Consider the following 23,912-nt stretch of genomic DNA (forward strand, 5'->3'; position numbering starts at 1 on the left):
AAAGTGTACGCAGCTCGTCGTTTCGGCCACTCGTGCGGGGGGCTTGTGAAGCCGACCCTTGTCCGTATGAACACACCGCAGGGATACGACGGGCATGGGCGCGACGAGAACGGGAGCGACGGGCGCGAAGGGAGCGACGGGCGATACGGGCGGCAGGCGCACCGCGGGGCCATCGCCGTCTTCGGCGCCTACGGGCACACCGGCGTCTTCGTCGTCCGCGAGTTGCGGCGGCGCGGCTGGACGCCGGTTCTCGCGGGGCGCGACCGGGACAAGCTGAACGCTGTCGCCCGGGGGCAGGGGGGAGCGCAGGACGGGTCCGGCGCCGAGGTCCGGGTCGCGTCCATCGCCGAACCGGCCTCCCTGGCGGGCGCGTTGGAAGGTGCGGTCGCGGTCGTCAACTGCGCGGGACCGTTCGCCGCCACCGCGCTGCCGCTCGTCGACGCGGCGCTCCGCGCAGGGATTCCCTACCTCGACGTCGCCGCCGAACAGGCGGTCACCCTGGAGACGTTCGAGCGGCGGGCGGACCGGGCGCGCGAGGCGGGGGTGCCGGTGGTGCCGTCGATGGCGTTCTACGGCGGCCTCGGCGACCTGCTGGCGAGCGCGGCGATGGGGGACTGGGCGGAGGCGGACGACCTCACCCTCGCGATCTCGCTGGACAGTTGGCGGCCGACGCGGGGCACCCGCGAGACGGTGCGGAGCAACGCCGGCCGGCACCTGGTCTTCACCGGCAACCGGCTCGTCCAGCCCACCGGGCCTGCCGCCGAAGGCAGTTGGGAGTTCCCGGCGCCGCTCGGCGTCCAGGACGTGACCGAACTGTCCACCGCCGACCAGGTCACCATCTCCCGCCATCTGCGGGTGCCGGAGATCCGGGTGCACATGAACCAGGCGCCGCTGCGGGACCTGAGCGACCCCACCACCCCGCCGCCCGCGCCCGCGGACCCCGACGGCCGCTCGGCGCAGACCTTCCTCGTCGACGTCGTCGCCCGCAGGGACGGCGTCCACCGCCGCGCGACCGCGTCCGGCCGCGACATCTACGCGATCACCGCGCCCCTGGTCGTGGAAGCCGCCGAACGCCTCCTCGACGGCCGCGTGCAGGGCCCCACCGCAGGCGTGCTCGCCCCCGGCGCCCTCTTCGACGCCCCCGACTTCCTGCGCGCCCTCTCCCCGGCGCACCTGACCTTCACCGGCCCCGACCGCCTTGCCGTGCGGGGCAGTTGACCGGCGTCCCGCGCCGCCGCCCGACTACTCCGCCGCCCGACTACTCCGCCGGCGCCGCCTTCTTCGCCGCGGCGCTCTTCTTGGAGCCGGCGGTCTTCTGGGCCGGGGTGGTGGTCTTCTTGGCGGACGCGGACGCGGACGCGGCCGGGGCGGCGGGTGCGGCCGAGGCCGGCGGCGGGACCTTGGCGGTGACCTGCCCCCGGGTCCACATCGCAACCAGGACGGAGGCGAGGCTCATCACCGTCGACTGCTGGTCGGGGGTCCAGTGCAGGCCGAAGCCGATCGCGAGCGACATCCCCGCCTGCAGCAGCCCGAGCACCGCCGCGTTGACACCGTCATGAACGCTGAGCGCGACCAGCAGACCGACGACCGCGGCGGCGAACGCGTTCACCACCGCCTGCTGCTTGTCGCTGAGGTCCAGCCCGAACGCCGTGCTCAGCTTGATCACCACCGCCAGGAGCGACAGCCACAGCGCGGGCTCTCTCCCGAGGATCTTCATCTGCCGCTCCGTTCACAGGAGTTGAAGTACGACCCGACCGCACAAGTCCGGGCCGCGTCCTCCTACCCCTGAGCACACCGACTGATGCCGATTCCACCCCCGCACGCCCACCCGACCGCTCAACCGGCCGTCTTGGGGTCGTGACGGGTGCTCACGCGGTCGGAATCGACGCTGATGAACATCGAGGTCGGTCCTGCGGGACCTCCACCTTCAGCGTGTAGGCGTACTCGAAGCGGTGCACCCGGGCGTCCCGGTCGGGCACTTGTGCCAGTCGGCGCCGACGCCGGCACGCGGGCGGAGGACGCGACAGGGCGCCCCGTACGGCGCCCAGGGGCGGGCCGCGGAAGCCGTCAGACGCGGGTTTCGAAGAGGTCGAACCAGATGGATTTGCCGTCGCCGCGGGGCTCGACGCCCCAGGCGTCGGCGAGTTCCTCGATGAGGAAGAGGCCGCGGCCGGACGAGGCGAGTTCGCCGGGGGAGCGGGGGTGGGGCATGTCGTCGGAGCGGTCGGCGACCTCGACGCGCAGGCGGCGGGTGCCGGGCATGCCGATCACCTCGGCGATGAGCACCGCGTCGTCGTCGGTGTGCACCAGGACGTTGGTGATCAGCTCGGAGACGAGGAGGACCGCGGACTCGAACTGGTCGGGGGAGGCCCAGTCGTGCAGCAGGGAGCGGATGTCCTCGCGGGCGGAGCGGATCTGCCCGGGGTCGGACTGCGAGACGGTGAGGACGGTGCGCCGTATCGGCACCGCGCAGGTCGGCCCGTCGGGGTCGCGGCGCAGCAGCAGCAGCGCGATGTCGTCCTCGCGGCGGTCGGCGAGCGGCCCGGTGGTGTGGTGGGAGGCGGGGCCGTGCACCGCGCGCACCATGGAGTCGGCGAGCTGCTCCAGATCCTCCGCGGGCCCGGCCTCGAAGACCTCGCGCAACCGTAGCCACCCGGTGTCCAGGTCGTGCCCGCCGGTCTCGATCAGCCCGTCGGTGCACATCAGCAGCACTTCACCGGGTTCCAGGACGAGCCGGGTGGTGGGGTAGTCCGTGTCGGGCTCCACGCCCAGCGGCAGGCCGCCCGCGGTGCGCCGCATGATCGTGGTGCCGTCGCCGAGCCGGATCGCGGGCTCGGGGTGCCCGGCGCGGGCCACCTCCACGGTGCCGTCGGAGGGGTCCACCTCCAGGTAGAGGCAGGTGGCGAAGCGGATGTCGGGGGCGCCGCCGGGCTCCTCGGGCGAGGCGTCGGCGCCCAGGCCGGCCAGAAAGCGGGACGTCCGGGAGAGCACCGCGTCGGGGCTGTGGCCCTCGGCGGCGTAGGCGCGCAGCGCGATCCTGATCTGGCCCATGATCCCGGCGGCCCGCACGTCATGGCCCTGCACGTCGCCGATGACCAGGGCGGTACGGCCGGACGGCAGGTCGATCACGTCGTACCAGTCGCCGCCGACCTGGAGGCCGCCGCCGGTCGGGACGTAGCGCGCGGCGACCGCCATCCCGTCGATCTCGGGCTCGCGGGCGGGCAGCATGGTGCGCTGGAGGCCGTCGGACAGGGCTCGCTCGGACTCGTGCAGGTGGGCGCGGGACAGCGCCTGGGCGAGCATGCGGGCCACCGTGGTGAGCACCGACCGCTCGTCGGGGGTGAAGTCGACCCGCTCACGAAAGGCGGCCATCCAGGCGCCGATGGTGGACCCGGCGACGGTCAGCGGGAGGTACGCCCACGAGGAGCGGCCGTAGGGCTTGATGAGCGGCCAGCTCATCGGATACCGCTCTTCGTACGACTCGGGGCTGGGCAGGTAGACCGCCTGGCCGGTGCGTACCGCCGTGACCGCGGGATAGTCCGTGGTCAGCGGCATGTCGACCAGAAAAGGGTCGCCGAGTTCCTGTCCATGGTGACCGATCAGCGACAGCCGGTCACCATTGATGCCGAAGACGGCCAGCCCGTCGGGGGAGAAGCCGGGCATGGACAAGGTGGCGGCGACCCGCAGCACCTCGGAGGTGGAGTCGGCCTCGGCGAGCGCCCGCCCGGCGTCCAGCAGGAACGCCTCGCGGGCCCGCCGCCAGTCGCCGCGGGCCTCGTGGTTGCGGGCCAGGCCGGACAGGCCCGCGCTGTGGCCCAGGCCGTGGCCGTGTCCCTGCCGGCCGGCGCGCCCCTGGCCGTCGTACGGCGCGGAGGGCTCGCGGATCTCGTGCAGGCTGCCGCTGAGCAGCGGACCCTGCGGCCGCAGCCGGGCCCGGACGGTGCGCTCCACCTGGCCGTTCTCGCCGACCACCCGCAGCAGCGCCTCGGCCACGGTGCCCTCGGCGGCGGCGAGCGACACCGCGCCGGCGAGTGCGACGTAGTCCGCGGGGTGCAGCCGGGCGCGCACCTCCGACGATCGGCGGGTGGCGGCGCCGCCGGACAGTCCGAGCAGGCGCGCCGCGCGACCGTCGACCGCCACGGTGCCGGTCGATTCGTCCCACTGCCACAGGCCGTAGCCCGCGGCGGCGAGGACGTCCTCTGTGCGCATTTTCCTAGTTTATGGTGCTCAGGAAGGTATGGGCGAATAGATCCCTGTGGAGGGTGGGGGGAGGGGCGCCGGTAGGCTGAGCCCCACCGATTTCCCGACACCACGCCACCGACACACCTCCGACGACTTCTGTCACATCCCACGCCTAGGACGAAGCTGATGCACCGGTACCGGTCCCACACCTGCGGCGAGCTGCGCGCCACCGACGTCGACACCGACGTCCGCCTGTCCGGCTGGCTGCACAATCGCCGCGATCTGGGCGGCATCCTCTTCGTGGACCTGCGCGACCACTACGGCTTCACGCAGCTCGTGGTGCACCCGGGCTCCCCGGTCTACGACCAGCTCAGCGGCCAGTCCAAGGAGTCCGTGCTGCGGGTGGACGGCCGGGTGCTCGCCCGCTCCGCGGAGAACGTCAACCCGGAGCTGCCCACCGGCGAGATCGAGGTCGAGGTCACCTCGCTGGAGGTGCTGGGCGCCGCCGACCCGCTGCCGTTCCCGGTCTTCCCGGAGGACAACGCCAACGAGGAGATGCGGCTGACCAACCGCTTCCTCGACCTGCGCCGCCAGCGCATGCACCGCAACCTCATGCTGCGCACCCAGGTGATCTCCTTCCTGCGCCGCGAGATGACCGCGCTCGGCTTCAACGAGATGGCCACGCCGATCCTGTCGGCCACCTCGCCCGAGGGCGCCCGCGACTTCCTGGTGCCCTCCCGGGTGCACGCCGGCAAGTTCTACGCGCTGCCGCAGGCGCCACAGCAGTTCAAGCAGCTGCTGATGATCTCCGGCTTCGACCGCTACTTCCAGATCGCGCCCTGCTTCCGCGACGAGGACTCCCGGGCGGACCGCTCGCCGGGCGAGTTCTACCAGCTCGACGTCGAGATGAGCTTCGTGGAGCAGGAGGACGTGTTCGGCGTCATCGAGAAGGTGATGACCGACCTGTTCACCGAGCTGGGCGGCGGCCGCACCGTCACCTCGCCCTTCCCGCGCATCCCGTTCCGCGAGTCGATGCTCAAGTACGGCAACGACAAGCCCGACCTGCGCACCTCGCTCGAACTCGTCGACGTCTCCGGGATCTTCGCGGGCTCCTCCTTCAAGGCGTTCGCCGGCAAGCACGTCCGCGCGCTGGCCGTGCCCGACACCGCGGACCAGCCGCGGAAGTTCTTCGACTCGCTCGGCGAGTACGCCGTCTCGCTCGGCGCGCAGGGCCTGGCCTGGGTGCGGGTCGGCGAGGAGAACAAGCTCACCGGGCCGATCGCGAAGTTCCTCACCGAGGACGACACCACCGCGCTGCTGGCCGCGGTCGGCGCCAAGGCGGGCACCGCGATCTTCTTCGGGGCCGGGGAGTTCGACGAGGTCTCGAAGATCATGGGCCCGGTGCGGGTCGAAGCGGCCCGGCGGGCCGGGCAGTTCGACGAGAACGTCTTCCGCTTCTGCTGGATCGTGGACTTCCCGATGTTCGAGCGGAACGAGGACACCGGCGCGATCGAGTTCTCGCACAACCCGTTCTCCATGCCGCAGGGCGGCCTCGAAGCGCTCCGCACGAAGGACCCGCTGGACATCCTCGCCTGGCAGTACGACATCGTGTGCAACGGCATCGAGCTGTCCTCCGGCGCGATCCGGAACCACGAACCCGACGTGATGTACGCGGCGTTCGAGATCGCCGGGTACACGCGGGAGACGGTGGAGGCCGAGTTCGGCGGGATGCTGCGGGCGTTCCACTTCGGCGCGCCCCCGCACGGTGGGATCGCGCCCGGCGTCGACCGGATGGTCATGCTGCTGGCGGACGAGCCGAACATCCGGGAGACCATCGCGTTCCCGCTCAACCAGAACGCCCAGGACCTCCTCATGGGTGCCCCCTCGGAGGTGCCCGACACCCGGCTGCGCGAGCTGCACCTCCAGCTGCGCAAGCCCGCGCAGAAGAACTAGCGCGCAGGCCGTATCCGGCCGTACGCACAGCACCGAGCCCGCCCGGCTGCCGTCAGGCGCCGGGCGGGCTCGGTGTTTCACGGGTGGGTGGCTACGCCGCCGCGTCCGGGTCGCCGCCGAAGCGCTCGGTGTAGCCCGCCAGGTCCTCGTCGCTGATCTTGGCGAAGAGGACCGGCGGCACGGTGAACGGGGTGCCCGCGGGCAGGGTGGTGAGGGCGCGGGCCTGGTCGGCGGTGACCCAGGGCGCGGTGTCCCCCGGCAGGTCGAACGCGGCGCGCATGGCGCGGGCCGAGGCGGGGATGAACGGCTCGGAGACGACCGAGTAGAGGTGGATGAGGTTCATCGCGGTGCGCAGGGTGAGCGCGGCGCCCTCCGGGGAGGTCTTGATCTCCATCCAGGGCGCCTTCTCCTCCAGGTAGGAGTTGCCCGCGCTCCACAGCGCCCGCAGGGACTGGGCGGCCTTGCGGAACTGCAGGGTCTCCATGTGGCCCTCGTACTCGGCGAGGAGCGTGGAGATCTGCTCGCCGAGCTTCGCCTCGGCCGCGCCCGGGGCGCCGCCGTCCGGCACCGCGTCGCCGAACCGCTTGCGGGAGAAGGACAGCACCCGGTTGACGAAGTTGCCGAGGGTGTCGGCGAGGTCCTTGTTGACCGAGGAGGTGAACAACTCCCAGGTGAAGGAGGTGTCGTCGGACTCCGGCGCGTTGGCGATCAGGAAGTAGCGCCAGTAGTCGGCCGGCAGGATCTCCAGCGCGGCGTCGGTGAAGATGCCGCGGCGCTGCGAGGTGGAGAACTTGCCGCCGTAGTAGTTGAGCCAGTTGAAGGCCTTGACGTAGTCGACCTTCTTCCACGGCTCGCGGGTGCCCAGTTGGGTGGCCGGGAACATCACGGTGTGGAAGGGGACGTTGTCCTTCGCCATGAACTCGGTGTAGCGGACCGGGTTCTCGCCGCCGTCCGCGTCGTACCACCACGACCGCCAGTCGCGGGTCTCGCCGTCGCCTGCGGCGTCGGCCCACTCCTTGGTGGAACCGATGTACTCGATCGGTGCGTCAAACCAGACATAGAAGACCTTGCCCTCGGCAGCCAACTCCGGCCAGGTGTCGGCGGGCACGGGGACACCCCACTCGAGGTCGCGGGTGATCGACCGGTCCTGGAGCCCTTCGGTGAGCCACTTGCGGGCGATCGAGGACGCCAGGGTCGGCCAGTCCCCGCTGCTGGCGTCGATCCACGCCTCGACCTCGCCGGCCAGTTCGGACTGGAGGAGGAAGAGGTGCTTGGTGTCGCGGACCTCCAGAGCGCTGCTTCCGCTGATCGCCGACCGCGGTTCGATCAGGTCGGTCGGGTCGAGCACGCGGGTGCAGTTCTCGCACTGGTCGCCGCGCGCCTTGTCGTACCCGCAGTGCGGGCAGGTGCCGACGATGTAGCGGTCGGGCAGGAAGCGCTCGTCGGCCAGCGAGTAGACCTGCCGGACGGTGCGCTCCTCGATGAAGCCGTTCTCGTGCAGGGTGCGGGCGAAGCGCTGGGTGATGTCGCGGTTCTGCGCGGAGGAGCTGCGGCCGAAGTGGTCGAAGGACAGCTCGAAGCCGTCGTAGATGGCCTTCTGCGCGTCGTGGGCCTGGGCGCAGAAGACGTCGACCGGCAGGCCGGCCTCCTTGGCGGCGAGTTCGGCAGGGGTGCCGTGCTCGTCGGTGGCACAGATGTACAGCACTTCGTGGCCGCGGTCACGCAGATACCGGGAGTAGACGTCCGCCGGGAGCATGGACCCCACCATGTTGCCCAGGTGCTTGATCCCGTTGATATAGGGCAAGGCAGAGGTGATGAGGTGACGAGCCATTGCAGGCTGCTCCCAATTCGTTGCGCGGAGTGAGTAATTCGTCTACGGACCGTCAATAGCGTATCTGACCCGAACAGGTGGTAACCGACCGTGGATAAGTCGGTACCGCAACCCGGAAGTTCAGCCCCGAAGATCACCGCGCGTGACTGCACATGCACATGCACGTGCACATGCACGCGACTTGGCTACGAGTTATGATTCGAGTACCAGACGAGGCACAGGTGTAGGAGTCGCTGATGCGCCGGACGCACAACGGAATGGCTGCGGAGGATCTCTCGGAAGCGGTCTGGCAGAAGAGTCGGCACAGCAATGCCAATGGCACCTGCATGGAGTTCGCCGCCCTGCCGGACGGCGAGGTCGCGGTGCGCAATTCGCGGTTCCCTGACGGGCCCGCGCTGATTTACACCCGGGCCGAGATCGAATCGATGATCATCGGTGTGAAGGCCGGCGAGTTCGACCATCTCATGCCCTAGCGGACGGACGTCCGACCTGGTAACCGCCTCGATCTCCGCTTCGATCTTCACGTCCGACCGACCGTCCGACCCGCCCGTCCGGTAGCCGGCGTCGGTTTTCCGATGCCGGTCTCCCGGCGCGGGTTCCCCGGTTTCCCGGCCGTCCGGTTTCCCGGCCGTCCGCGTCGCTGTCCCCGTCCCCGCGGGGGGAAGTCAGAGCGCACCGCCGGGCGCGAGGAAAAGCGCCCAGACCACCTTTCCCGCCCCGCTCAGCGGGTGCCAGCCCCAGTTCTCGCTGAAGGACTCCACCAGGTGCAGTCCGCGGCCGGTCTCGGCGACGTAGTCGGCGTCCTTCGCGATCGGCGCGACCCCGCTGGGGTCGCGCACCGCACACACCACGCGTGACGTCCAGCGCACCAGGCTCAGTTGGACCGGTCTGCCGGGCGTGCCGATCGGCACCGCGTACCGCAGCGCGTTGGTGACCAGCTCGGAGGCGACCAGTTCCATCGCGTCGCGCAGCAGCGGCAGATCCCAGCGCTGAAGGGTGGCGCGGGTGAACCCGCGCGCCTCGCGCACCGACGCGGGGGCAGCCGCCAGTCCGCACGTGGCCCCGTTGCCGGCGGCGAGTCGCTCTGGCGCGAGTACGCCTTGCCATAACGGTTCCAGCACGGCTGCTGCCTCTGCCCTCATGCGAGCCCCCGAGGTATCTGCACGGTCACCATGCTCATGGATCAGCACCCCACCATGCAAGGGCGTCTGCACGTGCATCTGCAAGGAATTGATGCACGTGACGATGGAGAGTGACTGTATGGGTACTGCGCGCAGCGCATAAGTGGCAGACTGCTGATGAGCTAAGGGCGGAGCGTGACCTATGAGCGCAGGGCAGCCGGGAGGCGGGTCCATCGTGCGACGAATGCTGCTCGGAGCGCAGTTGCGGCGGCTGCGGGAGTCCCAGGGCATCAGCAGGGAGGACGCGGGCTACTCGATCCGTGCCTCCGAGTCGAAGATCAGCCGCATGGAACTGGGGCGGGTCAGCTTCAAGGAACGCGATGTCGCGGACCTGCTGACCATGTACGGAGTGACGGAGGAGGCCGAGCGGTTGGCGATGCTGGGACTGGTCCGGGAGGCCAACGCGGCCGGCTGGTGGCACGGGTACGGCGAGGTGATGCCGACCTGGTTCCAGACGTACGTCGGGCTGGAGGAGTCGGCGGCGCTGATCCGTACCTTCGAGGTGCAGTTCGTGCACGGCCTGCTGCAGACCGAGGACTACATAAGGGCCGTGATCCGGCTCGGGCACCCCGGCGCGGCCGATTCCTGGGTGGAAAGACGAGTCGGCCTACGCCTGGAGCGGCAGAAGCTCCTCGTCTCCGAGCGGGCACCCCACTTCGTATCGGTGATGGACGAGGGCGCCCTGCGCCGGGCGTTCGGCGGACCGAAGGTCATGCGGGATCAGGTCGGCCACCTCCTCGAAGCGGCCGAGGCGTCCAACGTCGACGTACGTATCCTGCCGTTCGCGACCGGCGGCCACGCGGCGGGCGGCGGCGCCTTCACGCTGCTGAGCTTCCCCGAGTCCGATCTGCCGGACCTGGTCTACCTGGAGCAGCTGACCGGCGCGCTCTACGTCGACAAGCACGACGAGGTGGTCGAGTACACCAAGGCGATGGACGCGCTGGACCGGATCGCCCTGGACCCGGCCCGGTCGGTGGACTGGCTGCGCGCCCTCCAGCGCGAACTGTGAGGCGCGGGGCCGGTTCCGGCCCCGCCCCGCCGGTGTTCCGCGCGCCTGAAAGACAACGGTAAGGATCGCGCTTCCGCGGTCCCCTTCCTTCGAAGTCCCCGGCAACTACAGTGGCTTGCCGGGTGCCGGCCCGATCCCCGATGGGCGATGTGACCTGCGTCATATATCCGCTCAGGGAGAGCTGGTAGAAGTTGGGGCTTCGTGTGTCGCGAAGGCCGCCGGACCGAAGGTGTGGGGATGGGCGTTCGTGGGCGTAAGCCCAAGCGGAGCCGCAAGCGCTGGATCATCGCGATCGCGGTCTCCTTCGTCCTGCTGGTCGTCGGCGGCGCCGGGGCGATCTACTTCAAGCTGAACGCCAACATCTCGACCTTCGACTCCGCCGGCCTCAGCAAGGACCGCCCGGAGGCCGAGCAGGCCGACGCCAACGGGCACAAGGCGGAGAACGTCCTGCTGATCGGCTCCGACACCCGCTCGGGCGACAACGCCAAACTGGGCGGCAAGGGCACCTCCGGCGACATCGGCCGCTCGGACACCACGATCCTGTTGCACGTCTACCCCGACCACAAGCACGCGGTGGGCATCTCCATCCCGCGCGACTCGCTGGTGGACGTCCCGCCCTGCCTGCTGCCGGACGGCAAGTGGTCGGCGGAGCAGCCGAGCGCGATGTTCAACTCGGCCTTCTCGGTGGGCGACACCGCCAAGGGCAACCCGGCCTGCACGCAGAACACCGTGGAGAAGCTCTCCGGGATGCGCGTGGACCACACCATCGTGGTCGACTTCGAGGGCTTCGCCGCCATGACCTCGGCCGTGCACGGCGTCGACGTCTGCGTGCCCAACGACATCTACTCCGGGGACATGAACCCCAACCTCGGCTACAAGGGCAAGCTCGTCCTGCACAAGGGCATGCAGAACCTGTCCGGGCAGGACGCGCTGGACTACGTACGGATGCGGCACGGCATCGGCGACGGTTCCGACGTCGGCCGGATGCTGCGCCAGCAGGCCTTCCTGTCCGCCCTGATAGCCAAGGTCAAGGGCGAGGGCATGAACCCCACCACGCTGCTGCCGCTGGCCAACGCGGCGACCAAGTCGCTCACGGTGGACCCGGGGCTCGGCACCGCGGCGAAGCTGATGTCCTTCGGGCTGTCGCTGAAGAACGTCGACCTGGACAACATCCAGTTCATCACCGCGCCCTGGAAGTACGCCGGGGCGCGGATAGACCTCGTCCACCCGGACGTGGACGACCTGTTCGCGGAGCTGCGGGCCAACCGCACGCTGAACGGGACGAACGCCTCCGGCCAGGTCACCCCGAAGGCCACCCCGGCGCCGACGGTCGACGGCTCCGGCATCGCCGTCGCCGTCTACAACGGCACGACCACGGACGGGCTCGGCGGCAAGGCGTCGGACAAGCTGACGAAGTCCGGGTTCACCGTCACCGGCACGTCGACCGCGCGGACCCAGGACCACGCGACGACCGTCATCGAGTACGGCTCCGCGCAGGCCGATCAGGCCCAGTCGCTCAAGAAGCTCTTCCCGGGGTCCCAGTTGCAGCCGCTGGCCATCAGCGGGATCAATCTGGTGGTCGGCGCGGACTACGCGAAGTCCGCGGACTCCACGCCCAAGCAGCTCTCCAAGTCCGTCACCGACTCCGCCCGCAGTGCCTCCAGCAACCCCTGCGACAAGCTCTCCTACGGGTGAGCGGCCCGCCCGCGTCGCCGGGCCCCGTCAGTCCGACACGTTCGCCACGGCCGTGAGGCGGTCGATGCGACCCCTGACGAGGTACTCACCGGGTACGGCGTTGCGCGCGCCGAACTCGGCGGCGCGCTCCGCTCCCATGTAGCGCGCGCCGATCCGGGTGCCCCAGTCCTGGAGGGCCACCGGGTCCTCCAGCAGCTCCGCGGTGCACTCGAAGAGCACGTAGGAGTAGGGCGGCGCCTGGTCGTCCACGCAGAGCGCGAAGTGCGGGTCGCGCCGGAGCGCGTGGCCCTTGAGGGAGTCCTGCCCGGTCATGAAGACCACGCCGACGTCGGCGGGGTCGGCGTCGTCCAGGACGAACCAGACAGGGGTGACGTGCGGCCGCCCGTTCTTGCGCTGGACGGCGAGCTTTCCGGTGCGAGTGCCGGTCGTGGCGAACTCGCGCCACTCCGCCTCGGTCATGTGCGCCATGGCGAAAGGTTAGTGCCGCGCCACCGTGCGTGACGTGCGGCGCGGCGGGCGCGTGCGTGACGGGCGGCGCGGCGGGCGGGTGCGCCACCGGTCGTGCGCGGTCGGCGCGCGGTCAGCCCGCCGCCTTCGCCGGCGAGGCGCCCCGCACCTCCAGGCCGTCGAGCAGCTCGGCGGTGGCCGCGGCGACGGCGGCCACCGCCGCGTCGAAGACCTCCTGGTTGTGCGCGGCGGGCGCGCGGAACCCGGAGACCTTCCGTACGTACTGGAGCGCGGCGGCGCGGATGTCCTCGTCGTGCACCTCGGGGACCATCGGCGGACGCAGGGTCTTGATGCTTCTGCACATGCCTCCAGTGTGCCGCGCGGGTCCGACATGGGGCGCGGGTGGCGGAAGGGGGGCGTGCGAATCGATCCGGTCCACCCCCTTGGCGAGCGGCCCCAGTGGTGCTTCAATGCTGCGCATAGTTAGGAACCTTTCCTAACTAACGGCAACTCCCAGCACAGCAACCGCAGTTGGCCGCTGCCCGGAACCGGGTCGTGGCCGGAAACGGAGACGCACGTGCACACCTCCCCCCACCGCGCCGGCGCCCCGCGCCGCACCCTGACCCGGCGCACCGCGCTGGCCGCCGCCGCGGCCGTGCTCGCCGCGGGCACCGCGACCCTGTCGATGGCCGGCACCGCCGGCGCGTCGACCGCCACCGGTCTCGACGACCCGCACAAGAAAGAGATGGCGATGGAGCTGGTCTCCTCCGCCGAGAACTCCTCGCTGGACTGGAAGGCGCAGTACAAGTACATCGAGGACATCGGCGACGGCCGCGGCTACACGGCCGGCATCATCGGCTTCTGTTCCGGCACCGGCGACATGCTCGAACTCGTCCAGCACTACACGGACATGGAGCCGGGCAACCCGCTGGCGAAGTACCTGCCCGCCCTGGAGGCGGACAACGGCTCCGACTCGCACTCCGGTCTCGGCTCGGCGTTCGTCAGCGCGTGGAAGACCGCCGCGAAGGACACCGTCTTCCAGCAGGCGCAGGACGACGAGCGCGACGACGTGTACTTCAACCCGGCGGTGGACCAGGCCAAGTCGGACGGGCTGGGCACGCTGGGCCAGTTCATCTACTACGACGCCATGGTCATGCACGGCCCCGGCGACGACCCGGTGAGCTTCGGGGGCATCCGCAAGACCGCGATGAAGAAGGCGAAGACGCCCGCGCAGGGCGGCGACGAGACGAAGTACCTCAACGCCTACCTCGACGCGCGCAAGGCCGCGATGCTCACCGAGGCCGCGCACGACGACACCAGCCGGGTGGACACCGAGCAGCGGGTGTTCCTCAACGCCGGCAACCTCAACCTCGACCCGCCGCTGCACTGGAAGACCTACGGGGACTCGTACCAGATCCTCACCCTGCCGTAGGGCCTGCCGGTCCCGGTACGCTCGCGGGCGTAGAGATCCGATCTCTACGCCCGTCTGCGCGTTCAAGGAGCCGTCCATGCTGCGATACCAGCTCACCCACCCGACGATTCTCGCCGCGCTCGCGTCGGCGGGCCACGGCTCGCGGGTGCTGATCAGCGACGGCCACTACCCGCACACCACGGGCGCCCACCCGGCCGCCCAGCGGGTCTACCTCAACCTCACCCCGGACCGGATGCTGGTCACGGAGGTGCTGGCCGCGCTGGTGGACGCGGCGCCGTTCGAGGCCGCCACGGTGATGACCCCGCCGCCCGAGCAGCCCGAACCCCCGGTCTTCGCCGAATTCCGTTCCGCGCTGCCGGAGTTGACCCTCGACGGCCTGGACCGGCACGCCTTCTACGAGGCCGCCCGCGGTGCCGACACCGCGCTGGTGATCGCCACCGGCGACCGGCGCACGTACGCGAACCTGCTGCTCACGCTCGGCGTGCGCGCGGACTGACCGGCACCCGCCCGCGGCCCTAAGCTGTAACCGTCAAAGAGCAGCGGGTGCCGGACGGCACCGGGCGGATGGGGGCGCGGCGCGATGGATGCCTGGGTGTGGTGGGTGATCGCCATCTTCGGCCTCGGAGGGGTCAAGTCGGTGAACGACACGGTGCGCACCGCGTTGCGCACCCGCCACAAGCGGCAGATGGAACGGATGAAGGCCGAGCAGGCCGAACGGCGCGAACTCGCCGCGGCCGGGCGCGCGCCGGAGCCGGTGTGCGGCTGCACCCACCACCTCGCCAAGCACGACAAGCAGGGCAAGTGCCATGAGGCGGTGGAGGTCCCGACCGCGTGGGACGCCGACCGCAAGCCCACCCAGTACGAAGCCGGCACCTGCAACTGCCAGCAGTACGTCGGCCCGCAGCCGCTCGGGCAGATCTACGCCGAGGAGATCGCGGACCTGTAGCCGTGCCCGGGAAGGGAGCCGTCCGCGCGGCCGCGGTGGCGGCCCTGCCCCCGGCCGCACCGGCCGCACCGGCCGCACCGGCCGCACCGGCCGCACCGGTCGCACCTTCCGGGTCGGCCGCCCGGCCTCACCGGGACGGCGGCAGGTAGGCGCGGAAGGCGCGGGCACCGTGCGGGGTGGGCAGCGGCACCGACCGCCAGTCGCGGGCGAAGGCGGGCGGGCGGCCGCCGCCGGTGACCAGGTAGGCGACCGGCCGCTGACGGGTCTGCGCCAGCAGCCCCGCCGTGTCGATGCTCACGTCAGGTCCGCTCAACTGCCGTGACGAGCAACCGGCGTAGAAGGCGATCGGCACCGCCGAGACACCGCTGACGGTGCAGGGCGCGCGGACGCCGTGGGCGTGCAGCCCGTCGGCGACGGCGCGGTACTCCTGGCTGGTGCGGTGGTTGTTGCGGGTGGCGATGTGCAGGATGCCGCCCTGGATGGCGAGGTGGCCGCACAGCCCGACGGCGACCAGCGCGGTGGCCACCGGGCGCAGCCGCGACTTCCCTGGCAGGCCCGGGCGTTCGCCCGGCACCTCGCCCGGGCGCCGGACCTGGTCCGCCTCGGTCCGGCTGTCGGGGCGTGTGACCAGCCACCACAGGCACTCCGAGACCGGCAGCGCCAGCAGCGCGTACGTCGGCAGCAGGAAGCGCGGGGCCGCGTACGAGATCGTGAAGAGGTACGGCACGGCCATCGCGAGCCCGGTCAGCGCGGCGATCCACACCGCCGAGCGCCGTACCCGGGGCGCCACGGCGGCGCCGCCCGCGGCCAGGAACGGCAGCACGAACCACCAGACCGACGCGTCCTTGTGCCGCCACGGCACGTTGCAGGGGCGGCACAGCGCGCGGCCGCTGAGCGAGCGGATCTGGTCGTCGATCGCCAGGTGCAGGCCCATCCCGCCCTCGACCGCGCTGGAGCTGTGCAGCCGCTCGGTCACGCCGCCGTAGCGGACGTACGCCTCGATCACCCACTCCGCGCAGCCGAGCACCACGCCCGCGACCAGCACCGCGAACAGCGCCGGCCGCCGCCAGCGCGGCACCGCCAGCGCCACGACGGCCAGCGGCAGCGCCAGCCAGCCCGCGTCCGGCGGGCGCATCAGCCCCACCACGGTGATGCCCGCGGCGAGCCCGACCAGCGCGGCGCGGTTACGGGGATCGCGGGTGGCCCGCACGAAGCAGCCCACGGCGGCGAGCGCGCCGAAGGTGCTCCACATGTTCGGCATCACCTGCGGCCCGTAGAACAGGGTGATCCACAGTCCGGCGAACAGGGCGCCGGCCAGCGCGAGTACGCGTTCGGGCAGCACCCCGCGCCATGCGCGCAGCGCGACGTAGAGCCCGATGCCGGACAGTGCCGCCATCCACAGCCGCAGCGCGACCGGGGAGTCGGTGAACTGCGCGACCGGCGCGGCCAGGAAGGAGATCCCGCGGGCCCGCGGGGCGCTGAAGGTGGCCGCCGGGATGTGGCCGCTGACCTGGCTGGTGTAGACCGTCTCGTCCCAGCCGAGCCCCGAACCCGGCAGCACCAGGATCAGTTGCGCCGCGACGTACACCGTGCACACGGCCGCGATCCACAGCCCCCACCGCCTGGGCGCCCCTGCCGCCGCTCCCGCCGAGGACGCGGCGGCCCTCCCGGGTGCCGACGACGGGCCTCGGCGTGCAGCGCTCAGCGGTTCGGGCATCGGCGACCTTCCAGCCTCGGGCGTGGCGCGGTCCCCCCGGATTCGCGAGCGTAGACGTACGAAACGCCGAAACCGCAGTTGAACGCGCGTGTGCACCTAAAGAGCGGCTATCCGGACGGATGGTTGCCTCCTGATACCCATCCGTAACCCGCGCACCACGGAGCGGAGTCCGGGCCCGGCGGCGAGGCGTCCAGGTCAGCGCGCGGACGGCAGGCGGATGCGGAAGGTGGCGCCGTCGCCGGGCTCGGTGTCGAGTTCGACGGTGCCGTGGTGGGCGGTGACGAGCGCGGAGGCGATGGCGAGGCCGAGGCCCGCGCCGCCGCCGGTGGCGCGGGAGCGGGAGGCGTCGACCCGGTAGAAGCGCTCGAAGACGCGCGCGGCCTGGTCAGGGGTGAGGCCCGGCCCGCGGTCGGCGACTTCGAGGATTCCGTGCCCGCCCGAGGTGCCGACGCCGATCCGTACCGGGGTGCCGGGCGGTGTGTGGGCGACGGCGTTGCCGACGAGGTTGGCGACGACCTGGCGCAGCCGCGCCTCGTCGCCGAGCACCGGTGCCGGTCCTGGCGGGGTGCCGGTGCCGCCGGGCCCGGTGAGGGTGACCGGGCGGGTCGGGTCGAGGGCGGTGGTGTCGTGCAGGGCGTCCACCGCGAGGGTGCGCAGGTCCATCGGCGCGAGCTGGACCGGCCGCTGCTCGTCCATCCGCACCAGCGTGAGCAGGTCCTCCACCAGGCCGCCGAGGCGTACGGCCTCGCTCTCGATCCGGGCCATCGTCCGCTTCACGTCGGCGTCGTCGGCGAGCGCGCCCATCCGGTACAGCTCGGCGAAGCCGCGGATACCGGCCAGCGGGGTGCGCAGTTCGTGGCTGGCGTCGGCGACGAACCGCCGCATCTGCTGTTCGGACTCGGCGCGGGCGGCGAACGCGGACTCTATCTGCGCGAGCATGCCGTTGAGCGCGGACGACAGCCGGCCGACCTCGGTGCCCGGCGACGCCTCCGGCATGCGGTGCGACAGCGGGCGGCCCGCGGCGATCTCGGCCGCGGTCGCCTCGATCCGCCGCAGCGGCCGCAGCCCGGCGCGGACGGCGAACCAGCCCGCGACCCCGAGCAGCGCCACCACGACGCCGCCGATCAGCAGGAACGCGGTGCTGAGGTGGCTGGTGGTGGAGGAGACGTCGTCCAGGGAGGAGGCCACCACGACCCCGGCGGGCAGATCGGCGGTGGGCGTGCCGGCGCGGTCGAGGGCCTCGTCGGTGTCGGTGCCGACCGGCATGATCAGCACCCGCCAGCTGCCGCCGCCGTGGTCGCTGCGTACGTCGAAGGGGTGGCCGAAGCGGGAGCGCAGCTGGGTCGCGTCCATCGTGGGCCACAGCGGCTGCGGGTCGTTCGCGGCGACCGGCATCCGGAACTGCTCGGCCACGTGACCGTCGGCGGCGGCGAAGGCGACGACGAACTGGCTGGGCAGCCAGGGGCGGGCCCCGCCGGGGCCGTTCACGGTGTTCGCGGCGGCCGGGCCCGAAGCGTTGCCGGTCCCGCCGGTCGTGCCGTTCCCGTTGCTTCCGCCGGTCGCACCGGTCGCACCGGTCGCACCGGTCGTGCCGTTCCCGCCGTGCGTGCTCATGGAGCCGCCGTGGCCGGTTCCGGGGGCCAGGTAGCGCGGCGGCGGGACGCCCTCCGTGCCGAGCCGGCGAGCGAGCGGCTGGCCGTACCGCTGGAGCTGCTGGTCCACCCGCTGCACCAACTGCCCGCGCACCGAGCCGAGGACCACCGTGTCGCTGACCGCCAGGCCCAGCAGCACCAGCACCAGGGCGAGCAGCACCAGCCGGGAGCGCAGCGACACCGCCGACCACTGGAAGCCGGCCGGCCACCGCCTGATCCGGCGCGGCGCCGCGCCGGGGCCTGAGCGTCCGGCCGGTCCGGACGCGCCGGGTCGTGTGCGTGGCGGGTCGGTCCGTATGCCGGGCGGGTCGGGAGGGCCCGCTGGTCGCGGCGGCGGGAACCCCATGGCCGCGCCGCCGTTCAGCCCTGGCCCGGCGCGGGACGGCGCAGCACGTAGCCGACCCCCCGCACCGTGTGGATCAGCTTCGGCCCGCCGCCCGCCGCCGCGTCCACCTTGCGCCGCACGTACGAGATGTACGACTCGACGATGCTCAGGTCGCCGCCGAAGTCGTACGCCCACACGTGGTCGAGGATCTGCAGCTTGGAGACCACCCGGTCGGCGTTGGCCATCAGGTAGGCGAGCAGCTTGAACTCGGTGGGGGACAGGGAGATCTGGCGGCCGGCCCGCAGCACCTGGTGGCCGACCGGGTCGAGCTCCAGGTCGCCCGCGACCAGCCGCCCGTCGTCGGTGGGGCCGCCGGTGCGGCGCAGGATCGCCCTGATCCGGGCGATCAGCTCCTCCAGGCTGAACGGCTTGGTGACGTAGTCGTCGCCGCCCGCGGTGAGGCCGCTGATCTTGTCGTCGACGCCGTCCTTCGCGGTGAGGAAGAGCACCGGCAGCCGGTCGGGCCCGCCGCCCGCCCGCGGGTGCGGCCCGGTCTCCTCGCGCAGCCGCTTGACGACGGTGAAGCCGTTCATGTCCGGCAGCATCACGTCGAGGACCACCAGGTCGGGCCGTTCGCGGGCGACGGCGGCCAGCGCGTCGGCGCCGGTGGCGGCGGAGACCACCTTGAAGCCGACGAACCGCAGGGACGCGGAGAGCAGTTCCCTGATGTTCGGTTCGTCGTCCACGACCAGCAGGCTGGCCTCGGGTGTCTCCATGGGGACTCCTCCTCCCGGCCCGGTGGGATACGACCGCACCGTACGTGCCGATGCTGTGAGCCGCGTGTGTCAGTTGCCGGTGCCCCCGGTGCCCCCGGTGCCCCCGGTGCCGCCGGTGCCGCCCGCGGTGCTCCCGCCGCCGAAGCCCCCGAACCCGCCGAACCCGCCGAAGCCGCCGGCGGTGCCGCCGCCCTCGGTGACGGTGGTCGCGGTCACGTTGCCGTCGGCGCCCTTGGTGCCGAGGACGGTGACGCTCTGGCCGGCCTTGAGGTCGGAGACCTTGCCGGACTTGGACTCGGTGACCTTGGTGGAGCCGCCGGTGGTGACCTTGACGATGTTGCCCTGGGCGTCGGTGACGTAGAGGGTCTTGCCGTCGACGAGCTTGACCGTGCCGACCGTCACGCCGTTCGCGGCGGTGCCGCCGCCCGCGGTCGTGCCGGTGCCCGCGGTGCCGCCGAAGCGCCCGCCCGCGCCGCCGGTCCGGCCGGTGGCGCCGGTGCCGCCGGTCAGCCCGCTCGGGAAGCCGGACCGCCCGGCCGTGGTGCTGCCGTTCAGATGGTGCTTCTCGACGAGGGCGCCGCCGGAGAACGCCGCCGCGGCCACCACGCACGCGGACAGCACCAGGGTCAGCCACGGCAGCTTGCGGCGCGGCGGGGCGGCCAGCTCGGCGGAGATGTCGCGGGCGTCCGGCGGCTCGGCGAGGATGTCCTCGGGGTGCTCGCCGGGACGCTCGGCGTCGTACCCGTCCTCGGGATACGTGCCTTCGGGGTACGTGCCCTCGGGGCCCGCGCCGTTCGCCGGGTACCCGGCTCCGCCGCGGGGGTCGGGCACGGTGCCGCCCGGACCGCCCGCGCGGCTCGGACCACCGGGGCCGCCGGCGCCGGCCGGGGTCTGCGAACTCCCGGTCTGCCGCGGTCCTTCCATGATCTCGATCCCGCCTGCGGCCTCGGCGTCTGCCTTGACAAGCTCGGTGCGGCGTCGCGCCATCTCGGCCCCTCTTCCTGATCCCGTGTTCCGCTTGTGTCTCTTGGTGAACATCACTCGTGCCGCAGGGCCTCGATGGGCCGCAGGCCCGCCGCCCGGTTGGCCGGGTAGCTGCCGAAGAAGAGCCCGATGGCCACCGCGATGGCGAACGCGCCCCACACCGACGCGGGGATGACCGCGGGTTTGATGCCGACGATGGTGAACCGCGAGCCGATCAGCCCGCCGACCACCCCGAGCCCGCCGCCGATCAGCGACAGCAGCGTGGACTCGGCGAGGAACTGCCCGAGGATGACGCCCTTGGGCGCGCCGATCGCCTTGCGGATGCCGATCTCCCGGGTCCGCTCGGTGACGGTGACCAGCATGATGTTGGTGATGCCGATCCCGCCGACCAGCAGCGAGATCGCCGCGACCGCGCCGAGCAGCACCGTGAAGGTCTTGTTGGTGTCGGACTGGGTGCTCAGCAGCGACGCCTGGTTGCTCACCCGGAAGTCGAGCGCGTTCGGGTCGCTGATGCCGTGCGTGCCCATCAGGATCGTGGTGATCTCGTTCTGCGCGGGCGTGGTCGCGCCGGCGGACTTCGCCTCGACCAGGATCTGGCTGATCGGCCCGAAGCCGGTGAAGGCGTTCTGCACGGTCGGCAGCGGCGCGATCACCGTGTCGTCCGGGTCCTGGAAGCCGGTGCCGCCCTTGGTGGCCAGCTCCCCGACGACCGTGAACGGGGTGCCGCCGATCACCAGCTTCTTCCCGATCGGGGAGGCGGTGCCGAACAGGTCGGTCGCGGTGGTGGAGCCGATCACGGCGACCTTGCGGGAGTTGAGCACGTCGTCGGCGCTGAAGTAGTCGCCCTTGTCGACCTTGCTGTTGGAGGTCTGGAAGTAGGCCGGGTACGTGCCCACGACCTGCCCGACGGTGTGCGAGGTGCCGTTGTAGACCGCCGACTGCGAGGTGGTGACCTCGGGCGCGACGGACTGGATGTCGGGCGCGTCGGCGGGGTTGGCGAGCGCGCGGGCGTCGTCCACGGTGAGCGGCTTGGTGCTGGTCGCGGACGACGAGCCCGACGCGCTGAAGCCGCCGCCGGAGGAGACGGTGAGCGAGTTGGTGCCGAGCTTCTCGATGGAGTCCTTGACCGACTGCGAGGAGCCGTTGCCGACCGCGAGCAGGATGATCACGGCGGCCACGCCGATCAGCACGCCGAGCATGGTCAGCGCGGAGCGCACCTTGTTCGCGGCGAGCCCGCCGACGGCGAACCGCAGGATCTCGAACGGGTTCACCGGGCCGCACCCCCGCTCATGGCGTGCGGGGCGTGGGAGGCGAACTCGGCCGGGTCGCGCAGCGCGGGCGGCGGCCCGTCCACCGCGGCCTGCCGTATGTCCTCCACGACCTGCCCGTCCACCAGCCGGATCACCCGCTTGGCGTGCCGGGCCACTTCGTCCTCGTGGGTGATCAGTACGACGGTGCGGCCGGACGCGTTGAGCCGGTCGATGATGGCGAGCACATCCTCGGTGCTGTGGCTGTCCAGGTTGCCGGTCGGCTCGTCGGCGAGCAGCATCGCCGGCGCCGTGACCAGGGCGCGGGCCACCGCCACGCGCTGCTGCTGGCCGCCGGACAGTTCGTTGGGCCGGTGGTCGACGCGGTCGGCGAGGCCGACCAGGGAGAGCGCGGCCAGCGCCCGGCGGCGCCGCTCGGCGGCCTTCACGCCGGCGTAGGCGAGCGGGAGTTCGACCTGGGCGAGCGCCGGGGTGCGCGGCACCAGGTTGAACGACTGGAAGACGAAGCCGATCTTGCGGTTGCGGACCAGGGAGAGCTGGTGCTCGTCCAGGCCGCCGACGTCGATGCCGTCCAGCAGGTAGCGGCCGGCGGTCGGCACGTCGAGGCAGCCGAGGATGTTCATCAGGGTGGACTTGCCGGAGCCGGAACTGCCCATCACCGCGACCATGTCGCCCTGTTCGACCAGCAGGTCCACGCCGGGGGAGTCACCGGTGAGCGGGTCGGCGGGGCCGCCGAGCGCGCGGACGGCGGCGTCGCCGTGGCCGTACGTCTTGAGCAGGGAGCGCACCTCGATGACCGGGGCCGGGCCCCAGGGGCCGTCGTCGGCCGGCTCGGCGGCCGCCTGGTCATCCGCCGTGCGGCGCAGCCGGTGCAGCCCGGACGCCGCTCCGGCCAGGCCGCCGAGCCGCTTGCCCAGGGCCTGCCTCATCCGCGGCCACCTCCGCCGGCGAAGCCGCCGGTACGGAAGCCGCCGCCGGCGCCGCCCGCGGTGCCGAGCCGGTTGGCGCCGCCGCCGATGCCGCCGGGGAACGCACCGCTCGGGAAACCGCCGTTGCCGGAGGAGGCGACCTGCGGGATCTGCACCTGCTGGCCCTCCTTCAGGCCGCTGGTGATCTGGTCGGCCGAGTCGCCCTCGACGCCCACGGTCACCGGGGTGCGGGTGGTGGAGCCGTCGGAGTTGACCACCAGGACCGTACGGTTGGTGCCGGTGCCGGAGACCGCGGCGGTCGGCACGCTCAGCGCGTCGGCCGCCTGGCCGGTGGTCACCTGGATGCTGGCGCTCAGGCCGGTGCGCAGGTTCGAGGTGTCACTGGTGATGCTCAGCGTGGCGGCGTACTGCACCGCGCTGCCGCTGGAGCCCGACCCGCCGGAGCTGGAACTGCTGCTGACCGGAAGCGAACTGATCGACAGCACCTTGGCGTCGAGCACGGTGCCGGACTCGGCGTTCAGCGTGACGGTCGCGGCCTGGCCGGCCTTGATCTTCAGCGAGTCGGCCTCGGAGAAGTCCGCCTTCACCTGCATGCCCGAGGGGTTGGTGAGGACCACGAACCCGGTCGGGGTGGAACCGGAGGAGCCGGTGGAGGAGCCCGACGACGAACTGCCGCTGGAACCCGAACCCGACGAGCCCGAGCCCGAGCTCGTACCGCTGCCGGAGGTGCCGCTGACCGTGTCGCCCTTCACGCCGTCCACCGAGGCCACGGTGCCGCTGACGGCGGCCTTCAGCACGCAGCCGTCCACCGCGCGCTGCGCGGCGTCCACGGCGTTCTGGGCCTGCGTCAACTGAGCCTGTGCAGAGGCAAGTTGGGCCGGGTCGACGGTCGGGGTGGGGGTCGGGGTGACGACCGTCTCGCGGCTGCCGCCGGAGTTGGAGCCGGAGCCGGACGAGCCGGAGCCGGAGTCCGTGCCGGAGGAGGCGGGGGTCTCGCCGGCCTCGACCTTCGTCAGGTTCGCCTCGGCCGCGGTCAGGGACGCCTCGTCCTGCTGGAGCGTCTCCTTCGCGGCGGTCGGGTCGACCTTCGCCAGCACCTGGTCCTTCTTCACCTTGTCGCCCGGCTTGACGTCGACCTCGGTGAGGGTGCCGCCGGTGGTGAAGTTCAGCCCCGCGTCGCTCGGGGAGGAGAGCGTGCCGGAGCCGGATACGGTGGCCGACACCGTGGCCGTGGTCACGGTCGCGGTCCGTGCGCCGCCCGAGCTCGCGGACTTGCCGCTGTCGTCGTGCACCGCCGCGTAGGCGCCGCCGGCGCCCGCGAGGACCACCACGCCGAGCACCGAGTTGATCAGGACGGCCCTGCGCCGCCGTGGGAGCACCTTCATGGCGCGCATCTTGGACTCCGACGCCATTGAAGGCCTGGGAGCAGCCTGGGAGTTTGCTGGGAACCTGGTCCGCCGTGCGGCCGCCGCGGGCGCCTCCGAAACGGACTTCCGCCGCTCAACCGGGCGAAAAGGCCGCCCCGGGAAGCCCGTTGCGACGGGGCGCTCCCCGGGAACTCACAGCTCGATCCCCGACAGTCCCC

General features: G+C 72.0%; 21 protein-coding genes. 8 read left to right on the plus strand and 13 right to left on the minus strand.

Features of this window, described 5'->3' with window-relative positions:
- Positions 1-66 precede the first annotated feature (66 nt).
- The gene (locus tag ACIPAE_RS01930; RefSeq protein ID WP_402442270.1) at positions 67-1,218 is read left to right on the plus strand and encodes a saccharopine dehydrogenase family protein; all 1,152 of its coding nucleotides are present in this window, start codon (positions 67-69) and stop codon (positions 1,216-1,218) included.
- Between the two features lie 40 nt (positions 1,219-1,258).
- Here the strand turns inward: ACIPAE_RS01930 and ACIPAE_RS01935 are convergent, their stop codons facing one another.
- Both ACIPAE_RS01935 and ACIPAE_RS01940 read right to left on the minus strand, forming a co-directional pair.
- Complete coding sequence (locus ACIPAE_RS01935) at positions 1,259-1,717, minus strand: hypothetical protein (protein ID WP_402442272.1); 459 nt, start codon at positions 1,715-1,717, stop codon at positions 1,259-1,261.
- 350 nt (positions 1,718-2,067) lie between these two features.
- The gene (locus tag ACIPAE_RS01940; RefSeq protein WP_366413000.1) at positions 2,068-4,209 is read right to left on the minus strand and encodes a SpoIIE family protein phosphatase; all 2,142 of its coding nucleotides are present in this window, start codon (positions 4,207-4,209) and stop codon (positions 2,068-2,070) included.
- A 159-nt stretch (positions 4,210-4,368) separates the two neighbouring features.
- Between ACIPAE_RS01940 and aspS the strand changes: the two genes are divergently transcribed.
- The gene (aspS, locus tag ACIPAE_RS01945; RefSeq protein WP_329366804.1) at positions 4,369-6,135 is read left to right on the plus strand and encodes an aspartate--tRNA ligase; all 1,767 of its coding nucleotides are present in this window, start codon (positions 4,369-4,371) and stop codon (positions 6,133-6,135) included.
- A gap of 91 nt (positions 6,136-6,226) precedes the next feature.
- Here aspS and metG read toward each other — a convergent pair whose 3' ends face one another.
- Positions 6,227-7,966, minus strand: a complete 1,740-nt coding sequence (metG, locus tag ACIPAE_RS01950) for a methionine--tRNA ligase (protein WP_402442275.1) — start codon at positions 7,964-7,966, stop codon at positions 6,227-6,229.
- A gap of 236 nt (positions 7,967-8,202) precedes the next feature.
- On the opposite strand from metG, the gene ACIPAE_RS01955 reads away from it, so the two are divergent.
- Positions 8,203-8,439, plus strand: coding sequence for a DUF397 domain-containing protein (locus tag ACIPAE_RS01955; protein WP_328466874.1), 237 nt, complete (start codon positions 8,203-8,205; stop codon positions 8,437-8,439).
- Positions 8,440-8,631: 192 nt separating this feature from the next.
- Here the strand turns inward: ACIPAE_RS01955 and ACIPAE_RS01960 are convergent, their stop codons facing one another.
- Positions 8,632-9,087, minus strand: a complete 456-nt coding sequence (locus tag ACIPAE_RS01960) for an ATP-binding protein (protein WP_328466876.1) — start codon at positions 9,085-9,087, stop codon at positions 8,632-8,634.
- Positions 9,088-9,289: 202 nt separating this feature from the next.
- Here ACIPAE_RS01960 and ACIPAE_RS01965 point away from each other — a divergent pair, with 202 nt between their 5' ends.
- Positions 9,290-10,156 (plus strand): helix-turn-helix transcriptional regulator, encoded by an 867-nt coding sequence (locus ACIPAE_RS01965; RefSeq protein ID WP_328466878.1) that lies wholly within the window; start codon positions 9,290-9,292, stop codon positions 10,154-10,156.
- A 237-nt stretch (positions 10,157-10,393) separates the two neighbouring features.
- The gene (locus tag ACIPAE_RS01970; RefSeq protein ID WP_329366799.1) at positions 10,394-11,851 is read left to right on the plus strand and encodes an LCP family protein; all 1,458 of its coding nucleotides are present in this window, start codon (positions 10,394-10,396) and stop codon (positions 11,849-11,851) included.
- A 27-nt stretch (positions 11,852-11,878) separates the two neighbouring features.
- Here ACIPAE_RS01970 and ACIPAE_RS01975 read toward each other — a convergent pair whose 3' ends face one another.
- Both ACIPAE_RS01975 and ACIPAE_RS01980 read right to left on the minus strand, forming a co-directional pair.
- Positions 11,879-12,319, minus strand: a complete 441-nt coding sequence (locus ACIPAE_RS01975; protein WP_329366797.1) for a PPOX class F420-dependent oxidoreductase — start codon at positions 12,317-12,319, stop codon at positions 11,879-11,881.
- A gap of 112 nt (positions 12,320-12,431) precedes the next feature.
- Positions 12,432-12,662, minus strand: coding sequence for a DUF2277 domain-containing protein (locus ACIPAE_RS01980; RefSeq protein WP_329366795.1), 231 nt, complete (start codon positions 12,660-12,662; stop codon positions 12,432-12,434).
- A 213-nt stretch (positions 12,663-12,875) separates the two neighbouring features.
- Between ACIPAE_RS01980 and ACIPAE_RS01985 the strand changes: the two genes are divergently transcribed.
- The 3 genes from ACIPAE_RS01985 (at position 12,876) to ACIPAE_RS01995 (ending at position 14,676) form a co-directional block, all read left to right on the plus strand.
- Positions 12,876-13,730, plus strand: coding sequence for a chitosanase (locus ACIPAE_RS01985; protein WP_402442278.1), 855 nt, complete (start codon positions 12,876-12,878; stop codon positions 13,728-13,730).
- A gap of 76 nt (positions 13,731-13,806) precedes the next feature.
- Positions 13,807-14,226 (plus strand): RbsD/FucU domain-containing protein, encoded by a 420-nt coding sequence (locus ACIPAE_RS01990; protein ID WP_329366791.1) that lies wholly within the window; start codon positions 13,807-13,809, stop codon positions 14,224-14,226.
- Between the two features lie 84 nt (positions 14,227-14,310).
- A complete protein-coding gene (locus ACIPAE_RS01995; protein WP_328466890.1) occupies positions 14,311-14,676 on the plus strand; it encodes a hypothetical protein in 366 nt (121 codons plus the stop codon).
- A 127-nt stretch (positions 14,677-14,803) separates the two neighbouring features.
- Here the strand turns inward: ACIPAE_RS01995 and ACIPAE_RS02000 are convergent, their stop codons facing one another.
- From ACIPAE_RS02000 to ACIPAE_RS02030, 7 genes are all read right to left on the minus strand, one after another.
- Positions 14,804-16,273, minus strand: a complete 1,470-nt coding sequence (locus ACIPAE_RS02000) for a hypothetical protein (protein WP_329366787.1) — start codon at positions 16,271-16,273, stop codon at positions 14,804-14,806.
- A gap of 315 nt (positions 16,274-16,588) precedes the next feature.
- Entirely contained in the window at positions 16,589-18,226 is a 1,638-nt protein-coding gene (locus ACIPAE_RS02005) for a sensor histidine kinase (RefSeq protein ID WP_402442281.1), read from the minus strand.
- Between the two features lie 179 nt (positions 18,227-18,405).
- Positions 18,406-19,146 carry a response regulator transcription factor gene (locus ACIPAE_RS02010; protein ID WP_329366783.1) on the minus strand — a complete coding sequence of 247 codons (741 nt, stop codon included), beginning with the start codon at positions 19,144-19,146 and terminating at the stop codon, positions 18,406-18,408.
- A 69-nt stretch (positions 19,147-19,215) separates the two neighbouring features.
- On the minus strand, positions 19,216-20,133 hold the full coding sequence (locus ACIPAE_RS02015) for a hypothetical protein (protein ID WP_366411842.1): 918 nt from the start codon (positions 20,131-20,133) through the stop codon (positions 19,216-19,218).
- A 50-nt stretch (positions 20,134-20,183) separates the two neighbouring features.
- Positions 20,184-21,401, minus strand: coding sequence for an ABC transporter permease (locus tag ACIPAE_RS02020; protein ID WP_329366779.1), 1,218 nt, complete (start codon positions 21,399-21,401; stop codon positions 20,184-20,186).
- Complete coding sequence (locus ACIPAE_RS02025; RefSeq protein ID WP_402442284.1) at positions 21,398-22,327, minus strand: ABC transporter ATP-binding protein; 930 nt, start codon at positions 22,325-22,327, stop codon at positions 21,398-21,400. The genes ACIPAE_RS02020 and ACIPAE_RS02025 overlap by 4 nt, the downstream gene beginning before the upstream one ends.
- Complete coding sequence (locus ACIPAE_RS02030; RefSeq protein WP_329366777.1) at positions 22,324-23,712, minus strand: HlyD family efflux transporter periplasmic adaptor subunit; 1,389 nt, start codon at positions 23,710-23,712, stop codon at positions 22,324-22,326. Before ACIPAE_RS02030 ends, ACIPAE_RS02025 begins: the two co-directional genes overlap by 4 nt.
- Positions 23,713-23,912: the final 200 nt, after the last annotated feature.

Source organism: Streptomyces sp. NPDC087270 (genome assembly GCF_044744625.1).
In the GTDB taxonomy this organism is placed as follows: domain Bacteria; phylum Actinomycetota; class Actinomycetes; order Streptomycetales; family Streptomycetaceae; genus Actinacidiphila.

Bases quoted from the DNA above. Each gene is read 5' to 3' on its own strand.
- ACIPAE_RS01930 (WP_402442270.1), top strand. From the start codon at position 67: ATGAACACACCGCAGGGATACGACGGGCATGGGCGCGACGAGAACGGG.
- ACIPAE_RS01935 (WP_402442272.1), bottom strand. From the start codon at position 1,717: ATGAAGATCCTCGGGAGAGAGCCCGCGCTGTGGCTGTCGCTCCTGGCG.
- ACIPAE_RS01940 (WP_366413000.1), bottom strand. From the start codon at position 4,209: ATGCGCACAGAGGACGTCCTCGCCGCCGCGGGCTACGGCCTGTGGCAG.
- aspS (WP_329366804.1), top strand. From the start codon at position 4,369: ATGCACCGGTACCGGTCCCACACCTGCGGCGAGCTGCGCGCCACCGAC.
- metG (WP_402442275.1), bottom strand. From the start codon at position 7,966: ATGGCTCGTCACCTCATCACCTCTGCCTTGCCCTATATCAACGGGATC.
- ACIPAE_RS01955 (WP_328466874.1), top strand. From the start codon at position 8,203: ATGCGCCGGACGCACAACGGAATGGCTGCGGAGGATCTCTCGGAAGCG.
- ACIPAE_RS01965 (WP_328466878.1), top strand. From the start codon at position 9,290: ATGAGCGCAGGGCAGCCGGGAGGCGGGTCCATCGTGCGACGAATGCTG.
- ACIPAE_RS01970 (WP_329366799.1), top strand. From the start codon at position 10,394: ATGGGCGTTCGTGGGCGTAAGCCCAAGCGGAGCCGCAAGCGCTGGATC.
- ACIPAE_RS01975 (WP_329366797.1), bottom strand. From the start codon at position 12,319: ATGGCGCACATGACCGAGGCGGAGTGGCGCGAGTTCGCCACGACCGGC.
- ACIPAE_RS01980 (WP_329366795.1), bottom strand. From the start codon at position 12,662: ATGTGCAGAAGCATCAAGACCCTGCGTCCGCCGATGGTCCCCGAGGTG.
- ACIPAE_RS01990 (WP_329366791.1), top strand. From the start codon at position 13,807: ATGCTGCGATACCAGCTCACCCACCCGACGATTCTCGCCGCGCTCGCG.
- ACIPAE_RS01995 (WP_328466890.1), top strand. From the start codon at position 14,311: ATGGATGCCTGGGTGTGGTGGGTGATCGCCATCTTCGGCCTCGGAGGG.
- ACIPAE_RS02010 (WP_329366783.1), bottom strand. From the start codon at position 19,146: ATGGAGACACCCGAGGCCAGCCTGCTGGTCGTGGACGACGAACCGAAC.
- ACIPAE_RS02015 (WP_366411842.1), bottom strand. From the start codon at position 20,133: ATGGCGCGACGCCGCACCGAGCTTGTCAAGGCAGACGCCGAGGCCGCA.
- ACIPAE_RS02025 (WP_402442284.1), bottom strand. From the start codon at position 22,327: ATGAGGCAGGCCCTGGGCAAGCGGCTCGGCGGCCTGGCCGGAGCGGCG.
- ACIPAE_RS02030 (WP_329366777.1), bottom strand. From the start codon at position 23,712: ATGAAGGTGCTCCCACGGCGGCGCAGGGCCGTCCTGATCAACTCGGTG.